Annotated in this window: 22 protein-coding genes; 2 read left to right on the top strand and 20 right to left on the bottom strand. The window is 41.1% G+C overall.

Features of this window, described 5'->3' with window-relative positions; all coding sequences use genetic code 11:
* Positions 1-21: 21 nt before the first annotated feature.
* The 12 genes from MHH46_RS14235 to MHH46_RS14180 form a co-directional block, all read right to left on the bottom strand.
* Positions 22-906, bottom strand: a complete 885-nt coding sequence (locus tag MHH46_RS14235; protein WP_076126165.1) for an ABC transporter permease — start codon at positions 904-906, stop codon at positions 22-24.
* Positions 903-1,895 carry an ABC transporter ATP-binding protein gene (locus tag MHH46_RS14230; protein WP_076126163.1) on the bottom strand — a complete coding sequence of 331 codons (993 nt, stop codon included), beginning with the start codon at positions 1,893-1,895 and terminating at the stop codon, positions 903-905. Before MHH46_RS14230 ends, MHH46_RS14235 begins: the two co-directional genes overlap by 4 nt.
* A complete protein-coding gene (locus MHH46_RS14225; protein ID WP_076126161.1) occupies positions 1,895-2,980 on the bottom strand; it encodes a DUF4179 domain-containing protein in 1,086 nt (361 codons plus the stop codon). Before MHH46_RS14225 ends, MHH46_RS14230 begins: the two co-directional genes overlap by 1 nt.
* Positions 2,981-3,024: 44 nt before the next feature.
* Positions 3,025-3,543, bottom strand: coding sequence for a sigma-70 family RNA polymerase sigma factor (locus tag MHH46_RS14220; RefSeq protein WP_076126160.1), 519 nt, complete (start codon positions 3,541-3,543; stop codon positions 3,025-3,027).
* Positions 3,544-3,662: 119 nt separating this feature from the next.
* Positions 3,663-3,980, bottom strand: coding sequence for a hypothetical protein (locus MHH46_RS14215; RefSeq protein WP_036686678.1), 318 nt, complete (start codon positions 3,978-3,980; stop codon positions 3,663-3,665).
* 143 nt (positions 3,981-4,123) lie between these two features.
* Positions 4,124-5,578, bottom strand: coding sequence for an N-acetylglucosamine-specific PTS transporter subunit IIBC (gene nagE, locus MHH46_RS14210; protein ID WP_036686675.1), 1,455 nt, complete (start codon positions 5,576-5,578; stop codon positions 4,124-4,126).
* Positions 5,579-5,625: 47 nt separating this feature from the next.
* Positions 5,626-6,132 (bottom strand): PTS glucose transporter subunit IIA, encoded by a 507-nt coding sequence (locus tag MHH46_RS14205; RefSeq protein ID WP_076126158.1) that lies wholly within the window; start codon positions 6,130-6,132, stop codon positions 5,626-5,628.
* A gap of 22 nt (positions 6,133-6,154) precedes the next feature.
* Positions 6,155-7,027: a PRD domain-containing protein gene (locus tag MHH46_RS14200; protein ID WP_076126156.1), complete on the bottom strand. Its 873-nt coding sequence runs from the start codon at positions 7,025-7,027 to the stop codon at positions 6,155-6,157.
* Between the two features lie 213 nt (positions 7,028-7,240).
* Positions 7,241-7,624: a DivIVA domain-containing protein gene (locus MHH46_RS14195; RefSeq protein WP_036686669.1), complete on the bottom strand. Its 384-nt coding sequence runs from the start codon at positions 7,622-7,624 to the stop codon at positions 7,241-7,243.
* 93 nt (positions 7,625-7,717) lie between these two features.
* A complete protein-coding gene (locus tag MHH46_RS14190) occupies positions 7,718-8,077 on the bottom strand; it encodes a helix-turn-helix transcriptional regulator (RefSeq protein ID WP_036686667.1) in 360 nt (119 codons plus the stop codon).
* 624 nt (positions 8,078-8,701) lie between these two features.
* Positions 8,702-8,878 (bottom strand): hypothetical protein, encoded by a 177-nt coding sequence (locus MHH46_RS14185; RefSeq protein ID WP_179086250.1) that lies wholly within the window; start codon positions 8,876-8,878, stop codon positions 8,702-8,704.
* Positions 8,879-9,288: 410 nt separating this feature from the next.
* Positions 9,289-9,648: a GNAT family N-acetyltransferase gene (locus tag MHH46_RS14180; RefSeq protein ID WP_256715774.1), complete on the bottom strand. Its 360-nt coding sequence runs from the start codon at positions 9,646-9,648 to the stop codon at positions 9,289-9,291.
* Positions 9,649-9,899: 251 nt separating this feature from the next.
* Between MHH46_RS14180 and MHH46_RS14175 the strand changes: the two genes are divergently transcribed.
* The gene (locus MHH46_RS14175) at positions 9,900-10,790 is read left to right on the top strand and encodes a GNAT family N-acetyltransferase (RefSeq protein ID WP_076126155.1); all 891 of its coding nucleotides are present in this window, start codon (positions 9,900-9,902) and stop codon (positions 10,788-10,790) included.
* Positions 10,791-10,825: 35 nt separating this feature from the next.
* Here the strand turns inward: MHH46_RS14175 and MHH46_RS14170 are convergent, their stop codons facing one another.
* From MHH46_RS14170 to aroC, 8 genes are all read right to left on the bottom strand, one after another.
* On the bottom strand, positions 10,826-11,764 hold the full coding sequence (locus MHH46_RS14170; RefSeq protein ID WP_076126153.1) for an N-acetyltransferase: 939 nt from the start codon (positions 11,762-11,764) through the stop codon (positions 10,826-10,828).
* A 102-nt stretch (positions 11,765-11,866) separates the two neighbouring features.
* Positions 11,867-12,319, bottom strand: coding sequence for a hypothetical protein (locus tag MHH46_RS14165; RefSeq protein ID WP_175619023.1), 453 nt, complete (start codon positions 12,317-12,319; stop codon positions 11,867-11,869).
* The gene (locus MHH46_RS14160) at positions 12,303-12,512 is read right to left on the bottom strand and encodes a hypothetical protein (protein WP_076126149.1); all 210 of its coding nucleotides are present in this window, start codon (positions 12,510-12,512) and stop codon (positions 12,303-12,305) included. Before MHH46_RS14160 ends, MHH46_RS14165 begins: the two co-directional genes overlap by 17 nt.
* Before the next feature lie 7 nt (positions 12,513-12,519).
* The gene (locus MHH46_RS14155) at positions 12,520-12,753 is read right to left on the bottom strand and encodes a hypothetical protein (RefSeq protein WP_076126148.1); all 234 of its coding nucleotides are present in this window, start codon (positions 12,751-12,753) and stop codon (positions 12,520-12,522) included.
* Entirely contained in the window at positions 12,728-13,180 is a 453-nt protein-coding gene (locus MHH46_RS14150; protein ID WP_076126146.1) for a hypothetical protein, read from the bottom strand. Before MHH46_RS14150 ends, MHH46_RS14155 begins: the two co-directional genes overlap by 26 nt.
* 322 nt (positions 13,181-13,502) lie before the next feature.
* Positions 13,503-13,697: a hypothetical protein gene (locus MHH46_RS14145; protein WP_076126143.1), complete on the bottom strand. Its 195-nt coding sequence runs from the start codon at positions 13,695-13,697 to the stop codon at positions 13,503-13,505.
* A 33-nt stretch (positions 13,698-13,730) separates the two neighbouring features.
* Positions 13,731-14,588 (bottom strand): NAD(P)-dependent oxidoreductase, encoded by an 858-nt coding sequence (locus tag MHH46_RS14140; RefSeq protein WP_076126141.1) that lies wholly within the window; start codon positions 14,586-14,588, stop codon positions 13,731-13,733.
* A 161-nt stretch (positions 14,589-14,749) separates the two neighbouring features.
* Entirely contained in the window at positions 14,750-15,805 is a 1,056-nt protein-coding gene (gene aroC, locus MHH46_RS14135) for a chorismate synthase (protein ID WP_076126139.1), read from the bottom strand.
* Positions 15,806-15,876: 71 nt separating this feature from the next.
* Between aroC and MHH46_RS14130 the strand changes: the two genes are divergently transcribed.
* Complete coding sequence (locus MHH46_RS14130; RefSeq protein ID WP_076126137.1) at positions 15,877-16,809, top strand: LysR family transcriptional regulator; 933 nt, start codon at positions 15,877-15,879, stop codon at positions 16,807-16,809.
* Positions 16,810-17,035 lie beyond the last annotated feature (226 nt).

The raw sequence follows: 17,035 nt of genomic DNA, 5'->3' as shown, positions 1-17,035 counted from the left end.
CTTTTTGGATTAACATCCCCTTTATAAGTCTTTTCGCTCGAAGCGAAGTAGACCTATAACAAAAGCTAACAGGGTATATCCAATCGCATAAAAAATAAACATATTTGACGGAACCGTATTAAAATCCAGCAATCCATTCATGCTGCCGAACAACCCCATCATTCCACTCATTTCATTAGCGCTGAACAGGACGGCGGTCATTTTCCGCTGTAAACCATCCACTGGCATAAGCAGTGCCATCATTCCTGACAGATTATTTAATGTGTCAAGGACATCGGGTTCTAATCTCAGCGATCCTCCGATCTTATCAATCATCCCACCTAACCAGCCAGCTCCATATAACATTGTCATAAAGACACCATTCCCCACTGCTGAGAAGAATCCAGAACCCAGCATAGAAATCGTAATTAGCAAAGGCACTACAGAGGAGAATAACAAAAATGATTTCAATAGGACTACGACGTCTCTAGGAACGGTGGCATGGATCTCAGTAATCCATAAAATAGAAATAAATAAAATCAAGGCATAACCGATCCCAAGCGTCACATATCCAAGCCAGCGGCCTGTGTACCATTTCCACCGCGGCAGCGGTCTTGGTAGTAAAGCCTGCATAACCCCTTGTTCCGCTTCACCTGCAATAGCTGAGAAGGAACTGAAGATCGCCAAAAAGGCGAGTACAAAAGCGCCAAAAAAGAATCCAAGTGATAATATAAAAGCACCATTTGTAAAATTAGCTAAGAGATGCTCGCCACTGCTAATATCTGTTCTGTTCGGTATTCCGCTTTGTCCGATCGTATTTGCCACAAACCAAAATCCTATAAGAAAGACAATGGTCATAAGCAATGTTAATACCATTACTCGTTTACGCAGCAATTCCTTCCAGGTCATTCCTATGATTATTCTCATTCGTGTTCACCTCTGTGACTTAGGCCGGATACAGCACTCATAAACCAGTCTTCCAGACGTTCTCGCTTCCGTGAGACTTCATATAAGGTCATGCCCTGTTCAATAATTAACGTGTTCAGCCAACCTACTTGCTCCTCATTCTCCAATTCCGCTTCCAGCCAAACTGTGCTACTCTCCAATGTAGCTGGGAATGAAGCTCCTTTTTCAGATTGAGCTCCGATATCCGCTGAAACTTTGATCTGAAGTTCAGTACTATCCTGTAACCAAGACAACAAAATAGGCGTAAAACCGCCCACTTTAAAATGCCAGCTTGTTCGCTTATTTAAGATCTCAGATACTTTCCCATGCCGCAGTATAACTCCGTTATTCAGCAGTGCCATACGGTCGCAGATGAGTTCAACATCCTCCAGTAGATGAGAGTTAAGAAATATTGTAACTCCCTTCTCTTTTAGCCTCTGCAAAATATTCCGAACTTCCTGACGTCCAATCGGGTCTAGCGCCGATGAGGGCTCATCCAGAAAAACGATGGCCGGATTGTTTACAAGAGCGCAAGCAAGCCCTAATCTCTGCTGCATCCCTTTGGAATAATGTTTCACACGATCCCGTCCACGGTTTCCAATTCCAACTTCCGCTAGAAGCTCTGGAATTCTTTTGTCGGCTACAGATCGATCTACACGGCACAGCTTGGCATGCAGTCTTACTACTTCTTCCCCCGTAAGCCATTCTTGATAGCGATATAATTCCGGTAAATATCCGATTTGGGACTTGGCTTCAAGTGAACCGATCTTATGACCAAATAGAGTAGCACTACCATTCGATGGACGAATGAGACCTACCAACATTTTGACAAAGGTACTTTTCCCCGCACCATTAGGGCCGAGGAAGCCAAAGGCTTCCCCTTTCCCAACAGTAATCGTTACATCACGGCAACCACGTCCGTTATCATATTCTTTGGTCAAAGACTTCGCTTCTATTGCAGCAGCCGTCATTATTCAATCAACTCCCCTAACTTCTCTAAGAATACAGCTTTATCTGCATACACGCTTCCTCCGTTGAAATCAAACAGTTGTCCGTTCTGTACCCAAACGGCCGAGTACACAATCCCTTGACTATATTCATTCTGATTCAGTAGAACCGTAGTATCTTTAATCTTTATTTGATCGGTATTCAGGCCTTTTACCAGTGGCAGAGGAATTTCACCCGATAAAATGCGGCTCTGCTTTAAGCTGGATTTCAGATAATCTGGCAGCAATGGAAAATCGATTATAGCTTCCAAAGCTTCATCAACCTTTATAGTTGGATCTACCGTAATTAAAGGAGTCTTCGTCTGTGTAAGATTAGCCCATTTATCATTATCAATCGAAAGATCATAATTCACGATCTCCGAAAGATCTAATTTAATTTCTTTCCCATCTATGGCTTCTGGAAGAAGCTGTTTTGCACCCAATCTTTTCATTGCTTTATTAACTGCTTCAATATTAAGCTTCAAGGTTATTTCTTGTGAATTGGTTATATATGCGCTCTTCACATTCTCGAGCAAAGTTCCGCTTGGAAGTGTAAAACCTAGAGTCTCTTCCACCTGATTTAGCGGAATAATCCCTTTATTTGAACCAAAGGAACTTGTAAACACACCAAATTTGTTCATAGCTTCATTCATGGATTGACTTTCATTTACCTGATAAAAAATATCCCGGATATCATTTTCATTCACAACTGTAACTTCTTCCATCCGAAATTGATTCAGCAGCGATGCCATAGCCGTATTTCCTACTGGAGTTCCAAGTATAACCGCAAAGATCGCGGCACCTGCCACTGCTACTCCCCATTTGCGCCGACGATTCATGCGAGGACGCTTGGATGGGCGATTAGCTGTTGGATTGTCATCCGTAGATTGAGGCTGGTCTATATGTGGATCTGTTTTGTCATCATCTTTCATAACATCCACAGACAACTGCTGACTCCACACAGACCATTTGGGACTTGCAGGCTCAGACGCTAACTTGTTTTGCAATTTGGCCCAGGCTTCATCTGTATGTTGTTTATTATGATCTTGATTTAGCGGTTGTTTAGTCATTAGTAATCCCTCCTAAATAATTTAGCTTCGCTTATCTCGTTTTTTTATTCCGTCTGAGACAGTGATTTTGCTGCATTTTGTCTTAACCTCTGGGTCGCACGGTGCAGTAATGTCCCTACTACGGTAGGTCTTAGACCAAGCTCGCCTGCTATTTCCGCATAACTGTAACCAGAGTATCTAAGCAGAAGCGCTTGTCTATCCCTGTCAGGCAGCTCGTTCAACCATTCATGAACATCCTCCTGATCCAGCTTACTGATTAAGACTTCCTCTCCTGAAGGAGGTGATTCCCCCACTTCGTATAACTGTTCTTGTTTATTTTGCAGCCGCCGTTCCCTTGCTTTTTTGTCCAGATAATCATATCCAATACGAGTAAGGACTCTATGAAGCCAGGCACCCAGCGCTGCTGGATCATCTGGGGGGTTACGATACAATCTCAGAAAAACTTCTTGTGCCAAATCATCTGCTGCCGACTCATCACGAACCAAAGCGGTCAGCTTACGTCTGACAATAGGATAATGTTCATAGAATATTGCTTTAAAAATTTCAGATTCCGGAATTTCCATCTTGTAAATCCTCCTTATCAGCTGCAGCTATAAGTAAGACGACTATCAATGTATTTTTGTATCAAGATTACGTAAAAAAAGACAGCCCCTAAATTAATAAGGAAACTGTCTTCTAGTGTTTACCTAATTCGAATGTAACGATTAAGAATCTTTTTAGATAAAATACTCCGTTCCAGCCTAAGCTCCCAGAGCTGCTCTTTCCACTGAAACTGTTGCTCTGAATGTTCATTCTCCCGTAACTTCTCAAACAGCTTCATAATCATTATGTTAATGGCATCAAACCTTGACCAAAGTTCTATTACACTTTCTTCTTGTATCTGAGGACTTTCCGCTGCTGCACTAAGATTCTTTAAGCGCTCAATGATGTCAGCCTGCCACTGCCCATCTTTAATCGCCTTGGCGTAATTTAAAAGATCCAAATAATCATCGACTGACATGTGTACCGACTCCTTTGCTTACTTATACCAAGTATTATACTAGGCATTATCTATAAAGCAACCCTTTATCTCTGGACACAGCAAAAAAACAGGACTGGTATGAGAACCAGCCCTGTTTAAGGATTTCAACATGATCAATTTAGTTATAAAAGCTTTTGAATATCATCTTTAATTTGCTCTGATTTTGGACCAAATACGATCTGCACAGCCCCTTGACCCAGTCTCATAACACCGGAAGCTCCGAGCTGTTTCAATGCGGAATCTTTAACGGCTTTTTCGTCATTAACAATCAGACGAAGGCGTGTGATACATGCATCGATATTGCGGATGTTTGATGGACCGCCGATGTTCTCAAGAATTTGAGCAGCTTTAGAAGACGATGAAGGCGTTCCATTACCTCCAGGTGGTGCTAACAGGCTTTCTTCATCATCATCTTCACGTCCAGGTGTTTTTAGCTTGAACAATGAGATAATAAAGCGGAATAGTACATAATACAAGACGAAGAATCCAAGACCCACAGGAATAAGTATCCATGCATTAGTAGACAGTTTCAGGTTTACAAGATAATCGATCAAACCTGCGGAGAAACCAAAACCAAGCTTAACATCTAAAATGTACATCAAGGCCATGGAGAATCCTGTTAATAAAGCATGAACTCCGTACAAGAGTGGTGCTACGAACATAAAGGAGAACTCAAGTGGTTCAGTGATCCCTGTTAAGAAAGAGGCAATTGCAGAACCGATGAAGATGGAAGCAACCATTTTACGTTTTTCCGGTTTAGCTGTATGAATAAATGCAAGTGCTGCCCCTGGAAGCGCAAACATCATAATTGGGAAGAATCCAGTCATAAACATCCCAGCAGTTTTATCTCCAGCGAAGAAGCGGTACAAGTCACCATGCACCAGTTCACCAGCCGCATTCGTAAAATCACCAATTTGGAACCAAGCAATCGTATTAAGCACGTGGTGAAGACCGAACGGAATCAGCAAGCGGTTAGCTGTACCGAAGATGAATGCTCCAACAGCCCCCAGTGACACAACCCAGTTCCCGAAGTCACTGATAACATCTTGTATCGGACTCCAGATCATACCCACAAATACAGCAAGAACCATCATAGAAGCTGCCGTAATGATTGGGACAAAACGTTTACCTGCAAAAAATCCGAGCCAATCAGGCATTTTTATATTGTGGTATCTCTTGTATAAGAACGCTGCCCAAGCACCAGCAAAAATACCACCAAGTACACCCATGTTCAATACAACATCATCATTGATGAAAGAGAATTGAAGCGGTACGATAAGCAGAATCTTAGTCAGTACCATATACGATATTACTGCTGACAAAGCTGCTACGGCGTCACCGGCAAATCCAATGGCAACCCCTACCGCGAAGATTAAGGCTAGGTTACCGAAGATTGCATTCGCTCCGGCGTTTAGAAATGGAGCAAAGTATTGATTCAGAAATCCACCAATGGTCGCTCCTAGCGGAATATCTTTTTCGTAGTTAAGCAAACCAAACCCTTGAAGAATAGCTGCCGCCGGCATGGTTGCAACAGGAAGCATTAACGACTTACCTAGTTTTTGTAGAAAAGCCAACATTTAAAATCATCCTTTCGGTTCAATAGTAGTAGTGCTCTATAAACCATTTACTTTGAAGCCACGGTAAGAATCAGATCCTGTCCTGCTGTAACCTGACCATAATGTCCGCTTACTTGAGGTGGATTCTCCTCTGTACTGGTCACGATTACAGGCGAAATTGTGTCACAACCTGCCGCGCGAATTACGTCCAGATCAAATTCGATTAGGGTTTGACCTGCTTTTACTTGATCTCCAGAGGTTATATGACTGACAAAACCGTTGCCCTTGAGGCTGACAGTATCGATTCCGATATGTAATAGCAATTGCATACCGGAGGAATGTTCCAGAATGACTGCATGACTCGATTTCACGATATGAGCAACCCTACCGTCAAAAGGCGCTTTCAAAATTCCTTCAGAGGGTTTTATTGCAATTCCGTTACCCATATGACCGCCAGCAAAGGTTTCATCCGGAACCTGTGCTAGTGGAACTGACTCCCCGCTGATTGGTGCCATGATTTCGATGGTATGTTCAGTATGTTTCTCTTCTTTTTTTGATTTCCATTTGGAAAACATATGCTCCACTCCTCTTAAGATGTTAATTTGATTTCACTAAAGTCTGAAATAACCGGTGCAAATGCATGGCTAGAAAACATAGTTCTTCTTCCGGAATTTCGACCTCAAGCGATCTTTGCATTACTTTACCGAGCTTTTTAGCCAGCTTGTATTCCTCTTTGTATTCTTTCTTAATATGTTTCACAAAGGGATTATCTATTAGTGATCCTTTTAAAATACGTTCCAGCGAAAAACGCAAGTGGATCATTAATCGGATATGATTCATACTGCCGTGCTCAAAAGTTATCTTTCGTTCTTGCTGAATCATGTCTAGAAGCTCATTGACAATATTAGAGGCCTTGACTAACTGACCAACCGATACATTATTGACTGCTGAATACACATGATAAGTAAGAAATCCAATCTCATCTTCGGGGATTTGCACTTGAAATTCAGCATTAATTTTCTCCGATGCCTTGTAAGCGATCTCAAATTCCTTCGGAAATGACATTTTGGTTTCTTGCAAAAACGGATTAATAATATCCATCCCGTTGCGCAGACGGTAGATGGTGAACTGTATGTGGCTCGGGAGTGCCAGATAAATCTTGTCGTTTAACTTGTCAGGAAATTGACTTTGGATATCTGCAATTATCTCATCAGTTATTTTCATTACCTTAGGATCTATATCTTCCAGCAAAACTTGATATTGGCTCCAGGCTTCGCGATCTTCTAGACGAAACAATTTCTCAATCCGAGCATCATTTCCTTCGATCACACCAGAACCCTTCACTGCAAATCCAATACCTTTGCCAATGATGACATATTCCTTCCCGTTTTTGCTTCCCTGAACCATTACAACGTTATTCCCAATTACACGCTGTACTTGAAATTGCTCGATCTCTCGCGACAAGCTCATCACTCCTCTCCCTAATTATCGTCAAATTGGAACAAAAAAAGCCAAGAATTGTCTAATGGAAATAAAGACAATTCTTGGCTCATGCCCTTAACGGTAACACGCCACTAAAATATAAATGATCATTTATGAACATATCATAATTCATGAACTGCTAACTCGTCAATGGTAAATTTAGAAATGTCAAGCGGAGCTCCGATTATCCCAAACAGCGCCTTATAAAAACTCTTCCACGCGAGGAAGCTTATCTTTAAGCTGGCGGACGTTAGTTTCAAGCCTCAGAATAACCTCTTCCAATTCTTTTGGATCAATGCCTCGGGAAACAGGAACCTGGATAACCTCTGTTTTTGTTTCTGCCTTTAATTCCCGCATTTCCAGCTGCTGCTCTTGCCATTTATCCATCAGATCAGCTATCGTCGCATAGAAACGTTCGTAATCTTTGATTACGCTGTCCAGAAATGTATCTACTTCCTCCGCATCGTAGCCACGCAGCTTCATGCTGAATTCTTTTTCATGTATGGTTAGAGCGTCTAATGTGATGCCAAGTTGACTGAACAGCTTCCGCTGTTTGTCTAACCGGCGTTTCATATGTTCATCCATCTTTTGCTACCTCCAAGTATATACTGCAATCATCCGGCAGTAACCATTATAACAGGGTGAGAGCATCCTGAAAATATTACTATAGTTGCAGTTCTAATAGTTGTCCACAACAGCTTTATTCAAAATGCCTAAGCAGCGGTCAAGATCCGTCTTTACCTGCTTTTTATATAATTTTGCTTTTTCTTCTCCATCTGAGGTGAAATGGTAAAGTACGATTTCTTGAAAATCCACTTTAGGGTCATTCCCTTTCAGCTGCTTGGTACGATATAAAATCCCTTGCTGCACCAGCTCATGCAGGGCGCGATAGATTTCACTCTGTGGAGGAGAATAACCATGGGCTTTGAAATCCCGACGTAAATCCTCCAGCATTTGATATCCGTAACCGCGGTGTTGTTCTACCATTGTTATAAGATACACTTTGATAAACGCTCGTTGAGCAATCATAAACGCCATATAAACCCTCCTCATGTTGTAAATGTTGTTGGCTAATCTTTCCTTCTATTACTCTAGTATAAGCACTATTTTCCAACTTTCACAACCTGAAATTTGATAGAGGGTTCACTTATTACGTTGTTTATAGAAATTTGGTGGGATATAGGATGATTTATGTGGATGTGGGTAGGGAGAGCATAGTTTATTTGTGGTTTTCTATTGTGAATTTTTCATATGGTGAAAGTACGGAATAAATGATTGTACATCGTTGATTTCGTAGAATGATCCTCGAAGAATTAGGTCCACATGCTTCGGCACGATACAAACTCTATCTGAACCCGCATGCTTCGGCACCCCCTCCCATTCTTTGTTTAATTTGATTCGTTTGGTTTGTTTGGTTTGATCCGTTTGGATTGATCAGTTTGGGATCAGTTGCTTGTTCGAGCTACTATCGGACCCAGTTGACCCTATTCGCTGCTTTTCCCCACTTTTGCTGTGCTATCGGACCTCATGGGCGCTATTGGCATAAAAAGTAACATATATACAGCTATTCTTGTGGAATAGCTGCACTGGTGTCCGAAACTACTCTGAAAAAGCTTAATATTTGCAAATAGCGTCTTCTGGGTCCGAAAGTTTCTGCGTGAACTAAACTCTATCTGGATCCACAGGTTTCTGCACGAAATAAACTCTATCTGAGCCCACATACTTCTGCGCAAACCAAACTCCATCTGGATCAATATACTTCAGCACGATACAAACTACATCTGAACCCGCATGCTTCTGCACGATACAAACTACATCTGAATCCACATGCTTCTGCATGATCCTCCTCCTATTCTTTGCTTAGTTTGTTCAATTTTGCTCGTTCGAGCTACTATCGGACCCCATTGACTCTATTCTCTGCTTTTCCCCACTTTTGGTGTGTTATCGGACCCCATGGACGCTATTGGCATAAAAAGTAACATATATACAGCTATTCTTGGGGAATAGCTGCACTAGAGTCCGATACTACTCTGAAAAAGCGAAAAATATGCAAATAACGTCTTCTGGGTCCGCAAGCTTCAATAGAACATCAATTCGAAAAGCAAAACGCAAAAAAGCGATCCTCCAGTTATTGAAGAATCGCTTTTTAGGTAACTAATAAGTTCCACTTTGCCAAGTTCATTTTCTAAACGTCCTTCTCAGCTATAATCCCTGCGCCACTCCGCTTTCCAAGTAACCTCTCCTAAGCACTATTTCATAGCGTTTTTCTCCACAAATTCATCTTTCGTCAATCCAAACAAAAGTAAATCTAAATACTGTCCATTTGTATAAATAACTTTACGGCGCACGCCTTCTTGAACACAACCCACTTTTCTAAGCATAGCTGCTGAGGGTTCGTTACCTTCGAGCGTACATTCGTTAAACTTGTTGAGTCTAAGTTCCAAAAAAGCATACTTCAACAGGATGTTGATAGCTCTTGTCCCATACCCCTTACCTCGATGATCTCTATCCACTTGCACGCCTATACTGAACGTACCATTTTTCTCGTCTATGCTATTAAGATTTACTCCACCCACATATTCCCTATTCAGATTTTCGATCGTAAACATTAGCCGCTGTGATGAGAATTCTGCAAATGTGAACGGATCTTAGTCTTATTTTCTCATCCTGCCAAAAATAATGACAGTAATCTATCTCTCTCATCTTATACCTCCGAGTCAATAATTTAGAGATTATGATAACACATCTACAGGATTATATTGGTATAGTATTTTTTAAATCAACTTTACGGTTAAAAAGCATAGTATTATATATTCATAAAATGCGAATTCCAAAATCATCTGAAATAGAGGTATATTCTATGAATGAATATCAATTGATTAGCGATTATAAACACATCGATAAATATAAGCTTAGCTTCAATTCTTTAGCCCATTCGATCTTTGGTATTGATTTTAAACCTTGGTATGAACAAGGGGGCTGGAATGACAAATATATTTGTTATTCCTTTATCGATGAAGATCACGTCATTGCGAATGCATCTATTAATAAAATGACTATTCTCATCAACAAAAAAGAATACAACGCCATCCAAATTGGGACGGTGATGACACATCCTGATTATCGTATGCAAGGTTTATCCCGAAAATTAATAGACCACATTATCGCTAAGTACGAACATGAATACGACTTTCTCTACTTATTTGCTAATGAGCGCGCTTTGGATTTTTATCCTAAATTCGGGTTTGAACGCATGCAAGAAAGCAGCTTTTCACTTAACGCTGCTCATCTTAGCAATCAGCCAACTACAACCTACTCTGTGCGGCCTTTATCTATAGGTAACCCCGTTGATTTTAGCATGATCAAAAATTTTGCAGTCAAAAGAACACCGGTATCCTCTGCGCTAAGTGTGATAAATAATGAACATCAGCTGCTGTTTTATTTTATTCTTCCTTTTCACGATTCCTTTTATTATATTGAAGAGGCTGACGTTATTGTGATCTTTAAACATGAGGATCATCAGCTTCATATTTTTGATATTATTAGTACAACAAGTTTTGATATCAATACAGTATTGAAAAGCATTATTTCTCCGGATACTGAAGTTATACATTTTTATTTCACACCAGATTATCCAATCGATCAAGTTAAGGCAGAATTAATTTCACAGAGTGAAGATACCTTATTTATACGTCCGCTATTAAAAGAACTCCCTCAACATTTCATGTTTCCTATTACCTCTCATGCCTAGTTAACAAAAAAAAGGCTGCCATCTGTCAGCCTTTCTTAGTCGTGCATAGGAATATACATACTCTGTATCTCTTGTACTCCAGGGACAAATCCTAGATTTAAATAAACAGACTCCGCATCATTACCTTCCATGACATATAATCTTAGGATCGGATACTTATCTTTCAGGAGATTAAGTCCTCTTTTCAACATCAGGGTAGCAATCCCTTTTCCTCTGTAAGCAGGTATTACACCAATACTGTAAACTGCTGCGTAATCATCTTGTAAACCCAAAAGACAATTCGCAATTAGCTGTCCTGATTTCTTATCATACACAAGCGTTGACGCTGTCAGTAATTCTTCATTTGTATAATTAGGTTCTTCACTTGGGATAAAATCTTCATAAGCGAATTTTTTTCTCCTTGTTGCCTCAAGACTTCCATCGAAGCTCGCAAAGTTACATTCGGCGATCTGCTCTTCAAGAATAAATCGTTTAGCGCCCATTCCATTATCTTCGATCTGAGGACTTTCAATCCTTAACTCTTCGTTCCATTCGACCTCAAAATAATCTGTAGGACGGTGCATCCAACGGCATCTGAACTCATCAGGCCAAAACCCCGCCCGCGCAAATAATTGAACCTGGTCTGGCAGAACCTCGAAGGTTTTTATCGGTTTTGTTCTATCCGACCAATAAATCAAAAGCTTTTTTAATAGCTTCAGCACCACAAATGTATCATTAAAAGGTGGAATAACAAAGAAATGATATATCCGGTTAGGCGACATCCTTACTCCACCTATTTTAGACTCGCCTTTATAAATCCAAAAAGCGTTTCTTTGGGCAGAATTGAACCTTTCTTCTTTAAAAAAACCGTTATATTGCATATTATAATAAATGGAACAATACAGTCCCCACTCTTCTGAGTCTGCCTTACGAATAGAATAATCATTATTTAAGTCATATGAAATCTCGTATTCAGACCATGCCATTAATTGCATTTACATTTCCTCCTCGCTAGTCCTATCACCTTCTGTATTCCATAGTATCACTTCTTAAAGTAAATGTTTGGTAATAAACTGTTATATTAATCTTTTGCCGATTTAAAGCAAATGCTTTTCTTTTATCTTAGAAACGGCTTGTACCCGGTTTTTAACCTCTAACTTTTGATAAGCTTGACGTGCCATCAGCATACGCGCGAGTGTGATTTGTTCGTATTCCCGGGCAACATTAGGTTTATCATTTGCACTAATATGCCTTTTCGTTAGCCATTCATCACCGCTACTTAACAGTCCTTGCGAGAACTGAATTCGAATATATGCGGCTTCCAGCAATCTTTCCCTGCCAGGAGAATGATATTGCTTAAGTTCCGCAATAGCTGTCTGCAAAACCTCCGCTGCATCTTCCACATGACCTATTGCTTTTAACATTTTAGCTTGCAAAATAACCCCTGGTACCCACATGCTCACATGCTTCGAGGAATTACACATAACAAGCACTTTGTCCAGTTGGACATTTGCATCTTTAAGATGATTCCTTTCATAGAAAAGATCCACCAAAAATACAAAACCATGACCTTGTAACGTTTACTATAGATGCAAATTTCTCTATGCCTTCCTTGTTTTGGTCCAATAGCTCAACGAACGTATCCACGCCTCCCTGATAAAATGCAACCGAAGCACGATACAGATCCAACCGCATTTGAATTACGGCTTGCTCTTTTTCCGGAATAATAAATTCCTCTTCCATGAAAAGTTCAACCTTTGTAAGAAGCGTTTGGCATCATCTGATCGTCCAGCGACAGCCATCGAACCCGCTTGAAAATAAAACAAATCAGGGTGCACAATCTATTTTTGATCGGCAACTTATCTAATAAATCTAGCAATGAAGATTCATCGCCATCTTTGATAATTGAATTGAAAGGCCTATCCATACATGATGCAGAAAACGTATAATCCTCTGCCTCAAAAGCATGCTGGATAGCTTCCAAGACCAGCCCTTCCTGAAAAAGAGCGGAAGGCAAGAATCAAACCCGCTACCCATCCATCTGTTTTTTGCTCGAACAAAAATAACTCTTCTTGTGTAAGATGCTCGCTCAAGGATTGAGATTGCAGCTCATCTTTTTCGTCAAATGTAAACCTCAGATCATCGTTACTTAATTCTAGAAGTTCCTGTTGTGCTCTTAGGCGGGATAAGGCGAGTGGCGGGAGGGTTCTACTCAATATTACAAGCTTCACATTAGCCGGAAGATGTCCGATGAAAAAGCCCATACTTTCATGAATCGATTGATTCGTAATCGCATGATAATCATCCATTATAAGTGTAATAGAGCCTGGAAGAGAATGCAGATCGTTTAATAAAAGAGGAATCGCAGTTTCTACTGAACCGTCACGAACAGACTGGATAAACAAATCCAAGCGATTTAAAAAGGGGCGAAAGATTCTCTCAATTGCAGCATGCAAATTTAACCAGAATCGTACAAGATGGTTATCTGCAAGCTATGCAACCTCATCGGAATGAGTACGAGCCCATTCGGCCGCAAGTGTCGTTTTTCCAAACCCAGCTGAGGCGGCAATAAGCGTCACTTTGGCACGATTTTCATCCATGAGTTTAGACATTAATCTTATGCGCTGAACATAATAAGGAGCCTGTTTTAACCATCTATTAAGTAATAACATAACATTCTAGCTTTCTGACATCCAATATCAAAAAAAAGACCGCCAATTGGCAGCCTTTTCTCTAATATATTCTTGAGCATAACCAAAAAGCTGAACCCACTGCGATAATGCCTGCCATAGATACAAACAGGACATACCCTTTCTTTGTTCTAGTAACGGTGTGTTTATCATAAAACTCTGGTTTTCGAACGATTCCAAACCATAGATCAGCAATTAAATTCACGACTACTAAAGAAAAATTCTTTAATTTACTCATGTTATCTCTCCTTGTACATGTTTGGATTCATCTCTAACCTTTCAAGCTCTGAGCAAAACCTGACCTCCATGAAGGGTAAGATGGACTCCATCCGTAATCCATTCGAGCTTTTGTATTGGACGCCCCCCGTTCCCAGCCTTCTCTGCCCATTTGCAAAGGAGGTCTAGGAGCTCCCAAGATTTCAGAAAAAACAGGCACCCAATCTATTCCTCGCGCAGGTTCATTGTCCACAATATTAACTGGTCCAGAAGGCCAGTTCAGAGCAAGCGCCGCCGCGTTAGCTGCATCCTCCACATGAAGGAATGACGTAACCGCTTCTGTTGCAGTCAGTCTCCCTTGTCGAATTTCTTCTGTCATTAATCCCGCAGCATCATACCAAGTCCCTTGGCCGTACAACATTCCGTACCGCAAAATCACATGATTAGGAATTTCTGCAACTGCCTTTTCAAGTGAGCGAATACCCTCGATGGTTCTCATCCGGGATTCAGAAGCATTAGTATCTAATGGAGTATTCTCCGTGGCAGGTCCCTCACCAGCTTCATAAGCCCAAGAGATACTTTGGGCAATAATCTGTTTAACCCCGGTTGCCAATGAAGCATCGACAATATTTCGTGTTCCTTCTATTCTTATCCTTGAATTATCTGCAAAATTCCGCTGACTTAATGAAGTCAGCTGATGAATTACCACTTCAGGTTGGGCTGCTTGAATAGCCGCAAATATAGACTCACGCTCATACACATCCGCGATTACCGCTTGTGCCCCTAAGCTCTCAAGGATTGTTTTGTTTTCTTCTTTATGGGTCAGACCGATAACCTCATGCTTCGCTTGTAGTAACTTAGGAAGCAATGACCGTCCAATCACACCTGCAGCACCTGCAACAAAGATTCTCATCTATTCCCTCCTTTTCGCTGTACTGTATCTTATGACATAGCTAGAGACAAAGCATAATTTGAATGATTATCCATATGATACCACATATGCAAAAAAGACTGCACCTCACAGCTTATTGCTAAGAGGTGCAGTCTTTGATTTGTTTCATTTTATAAAGTGTTTCATCCAAAAATAGCAGCTTGTCTTTTATAAAGATCTTCCAATACTAAGCAAGCCATTGCTTCAACAACCGGGACGATTCTCGGACAGATACATGGATCATGTCTGCCCTCCGTTTTAATCTCAACTTCTTCACCATTCGTGTTTATGGTCTGTTGAGTAACAGAAATCGAGGATGTAGGCTTTACACTTATTCGAAAAATAATCTCTTCTCCTGTGCTGATTCCGCCTATAATTCCACCGGAATGGTTACTAAGAAATCCATCCTTATTCATCGCGTCATTATGTTCACTTCCAAGCATAGAGGCCGCTTCGAATCCAGCTCCAAACTCTATTCCTTTTACAGCACCAATAGATAACATCGCTTTAGCTAACTCTGCATCCAATTTATCAAATACGGGTTCTCCAAGACCCGGAATAACCCCTCTAATCCGACACTCCACGATACCTCCGCAGCTGTCTCCAATCGAAGCTAAGTGTTCAATTTTTTTAATCATTTCAGCTCCAGCCTTAGCATCACAGGCGCGGACTGCATTTTGTTCAATAACATCTTCATCAAAGGTTTGACACTTAATCCCTCCGACCTCTTGCGTGTAGGCTAGTACCTCAACCCCTCTTCTTTCGAGCAGTTTCCGAGCGATCGCTCCGCCAGCTACTCTTGCCGCTGTTTCCCTGCCAGATGCCCGCCCACTGCCTCTATGATCGCGAATTCCGTATTTCTGCAAAAAAGTATAATCCGCATGGCCGGGTCTAAATGAATGCTGAATATCGTTATAGGCCTCCGGTTTCATATCTTTGTTGTACAGAACTACAAAGAGTGGAGTTCCGGTTGTTTTCCCTTCGAATATTCCTGATTGTATTTGCACCACATCATATTCCTTACGCGGTGAAGTTACAGAGGACTGGCCTGGTTTCCTTCTATCCATCTGTTTCTGAATATATGCTTCATCAATTTCAACATTAGGTGTAACTCCATCCACTATGACCCCAACCGCTGCACCATGTGACTCTCCAAAGGTAGTAATCTTAAATACTTCTCCAAATGTGTTACCTGCCATAATATTTAAACCTCCATTGCCGACTCTTTTATTATTAATATATCCAAATTATAATAAGATTGTTGCAATTAATGAAATCACATTTTCATCAGACTGTCATAGAGGTGATCTATATCAAATTCTTTAACCTTGAATGGTATCGCATTTTCTTATATACGGCTCGTTACAAAAATCTAACTAAAGCTGCAAATGAATTGCATATTACACAGCCATCCGTAAGTTATGCCATTAAACAAATGGAGGATTCTTTAGGCCTCAAATTATTTCATCGTTTATCTAAAGGTGTAGAGCTAACCGAGGAAGGACGGGCGTTATTGGAATATGTTGAGCCCTCTTTAGTCATGCTGGATTCTGCACAAAAGCATCTTCATAATCTAAAGCAATTAAACGAGGGAGAAGTTCGGATTGGAGCGAGTGATTCCCTTATAAAAAATCTTTTGCTTCCGCAATTGAACGCATTCCACAAACAATATCCCGGCATACGAATTCGGCTATCACACGGAAAAACGCATGAGATCACCAAACGTTTGAAAGAAGGCGAAATAGACTGTGCGCTCGTCCATATGCCTATTGACGATCCACAATTAAGTATTCAGACGCTTGCCACCCTTGAGGATTGTTTTGTAGTGGGACGAGCCTTTCAGGAACTGGCCGACCGTTTGCTTACGGCAAAAGAACTTGCAGAGTTACCTTTTATTTTATTATCCCCAGAAAGCAGCACCAGACTGTTTGTTGATCATTGGTTTGCTGGTAAGGGATTGTCCGTTAAACCAGATATAGAGCTGGGCAGCATCGATTTACTCTCTGAATTCGCAAGACTTGGTTACGGGGTAGCCTTTATTAGCCGTTCTTTTGTAATTGAGGAGATTCAAAAAGGAGAACTTTTCGAGTTGCAATTAGATGATCCCCCTCCACCCCGGAATATAGGCTTCGCAATCCATCGCGATATGAGGTTATCCGTGGCAGCTGATTCTTTCGTCCGCATGCTTCGCATCCTTGATTAAGATCGTGCAAGGTAGCAGCACATAAGGACACTCCGGAACGGGGCATGTGCTTAGCAACCATAAGGGCGCTGCGGAACGGGGCATGTGATTACCAACCATAAAGACGCTGCGGAACGGGGGGATTTCGTAGCTGCAAACCGGGGGCTTATGCTCAGTAGGATAAGGACACAGAGTCCGGGTGCGCTTACGTAGCAATACAAGGACACAGTGGAACGATAATAGTAAA

Source organism: Paenibacillus sp. FSL H8-0175 (assembly GCF_045040615.1).
Lineage (GTDB): Bacteria > Bacillota > Bacilli > Paenibacillales > Paenibacillaceae > Paenibacillus_AQ > Paenibacillus_AQ odorifer.
Note: the sequence above shows the minus strand (reverse complement) of the source record. Positions and strands in the feature narration are given on the sequence as shown.

Bases quoted from the DNA above. Each gene is read 5' to 3' on its own strand.
- MHH46_RS14185 (WP_179086250.1), bottom strand. From the start codon at position 8,878: ATGCAGAAGCATGTGGATTCAGATGTAGTTTGTATCGTGCAGAAGCAT.
- MHH46_RS14215 (WP_036686678.1), bottom strand. From the start codon at position 3,980: ATGTCAGTCGATGATTATTTGGATCTTTTAAATTACGCCAAGGCGATT.
- MHH46_RS14175 (WP_076126155.1), top strand. From the start codon at position 9,900: ATGAATGAATATCAATTGATTAGCGATTATAAACACATCGATAAATAT.
- MHH46_RS14225 (WP_076126161.1), bottom strand. From the start codon at position 2,980: ATGACTAAACAACCGCTAAATCAAGATCATAATAAACAACATACAGAT.
- MHH46_RS14130 (WP_076126137.1), top strand. From the start codon at position 15,877: ATGAAATCACATTTTCATCAGACTGTCATAGAGGTGATCTATATCAAA.
- MHH46_RS14220 (WP_076126160.1), bottom strand. From the start codon at position 3,543: ATGGAAATTCCGGAATCTGAAATTTTTAAAGCAATATTCTATGAACAT.
- MHH46_RS14180 (WP_256715774.1), bottom strand. From the start codon at position 9,648: ATGTTTACGATCGAAAATCTGAATAGGGAATATGTGGGTGGAGTAAAT.
- MHH46_RS14200 (WP_076126156.1), bottom strand. From the start codon at position 7,027: ATGAGCTTGTCGCGAGAGATCGAGCAATTTCAAGTACAGCGTGTAATT.
- MHH46_RS14170 (WP_076126153.1), bottom strand. From the start codon at position 11,764: ATGCAATTAATGGCATGGTCTGAATACGAGATTTCATATGACTTAAAT.
- MHH46_RS14205 (WP_076126158.1), bottom strand. From the start codon at position 6,132: ATGTTTTCCAAATGGAAATCAAAAAAAGAAGAGAAACATACTGAACAT.
- MHH46_RS14235 (WP_076126165.1), bottom strand. From the start codon at position 906: ATGAGAATAATCATAGGAATGACCTGGAAGGAATTGCTGCGTAAACGA.
- MHH46_RS14160 (WP_076126149.1), bottom strand. From the start codon at position 12,512: ATGGAAGAGGAATTTATTATTCCGGAAAAAGAGCAAGCCGTAATTCAA.
- MHH46_RS14195 (WP_036686669.1), bottom strand. From the start codon at position 7,624: ATGGATGAACATATGAAACGCCGGTTAGACAAACAGCGGAAGCTGTTC.
- MHH46_RS14190 (WP_036686667.1), bottom strand. From the start codon at position 8,077: ATGGCGTTTATGATTGCTCAACGAGCGTTTATCAAAGTGTATCTTATA.
- nagE (WP_036686675.1), bottom strand. From the start codon at position 5,578: ATGTTGGCTTTTCTACAAAAACTAGGTAAGTCGTTAATGCTTCCTGTT.
- MHH46_RS14140 (WP_076126141.1), bottom strand. From the start codon at position 14,588: ATGAGAATCTTTGTTGCAGGTGCTGCAGGTGTGATTGGACGGTCATTG.
- MHH46_RS14145 (WP_076126143.1), bottom strand. From the start codon at position 13,697: ATGAGTAAATTAAAGAATTTTTCTTTAGTAGTCGTGAATTTAATTGCT.
- MHH46_RS14230 (WP_076126163.1), bottom strand. From the start codon at position 1,895: ATGACGGCTGCTGCAATAGAAGCGAAGTCTTTGACCAAAGAATATGAT.
- aroC (WP_076126139.1), bottom strand. From the start codon at position 15,805: ATGGCAGGTAACACATTTGGAGAAGTATTTAAGATTACTACCTTTGGA.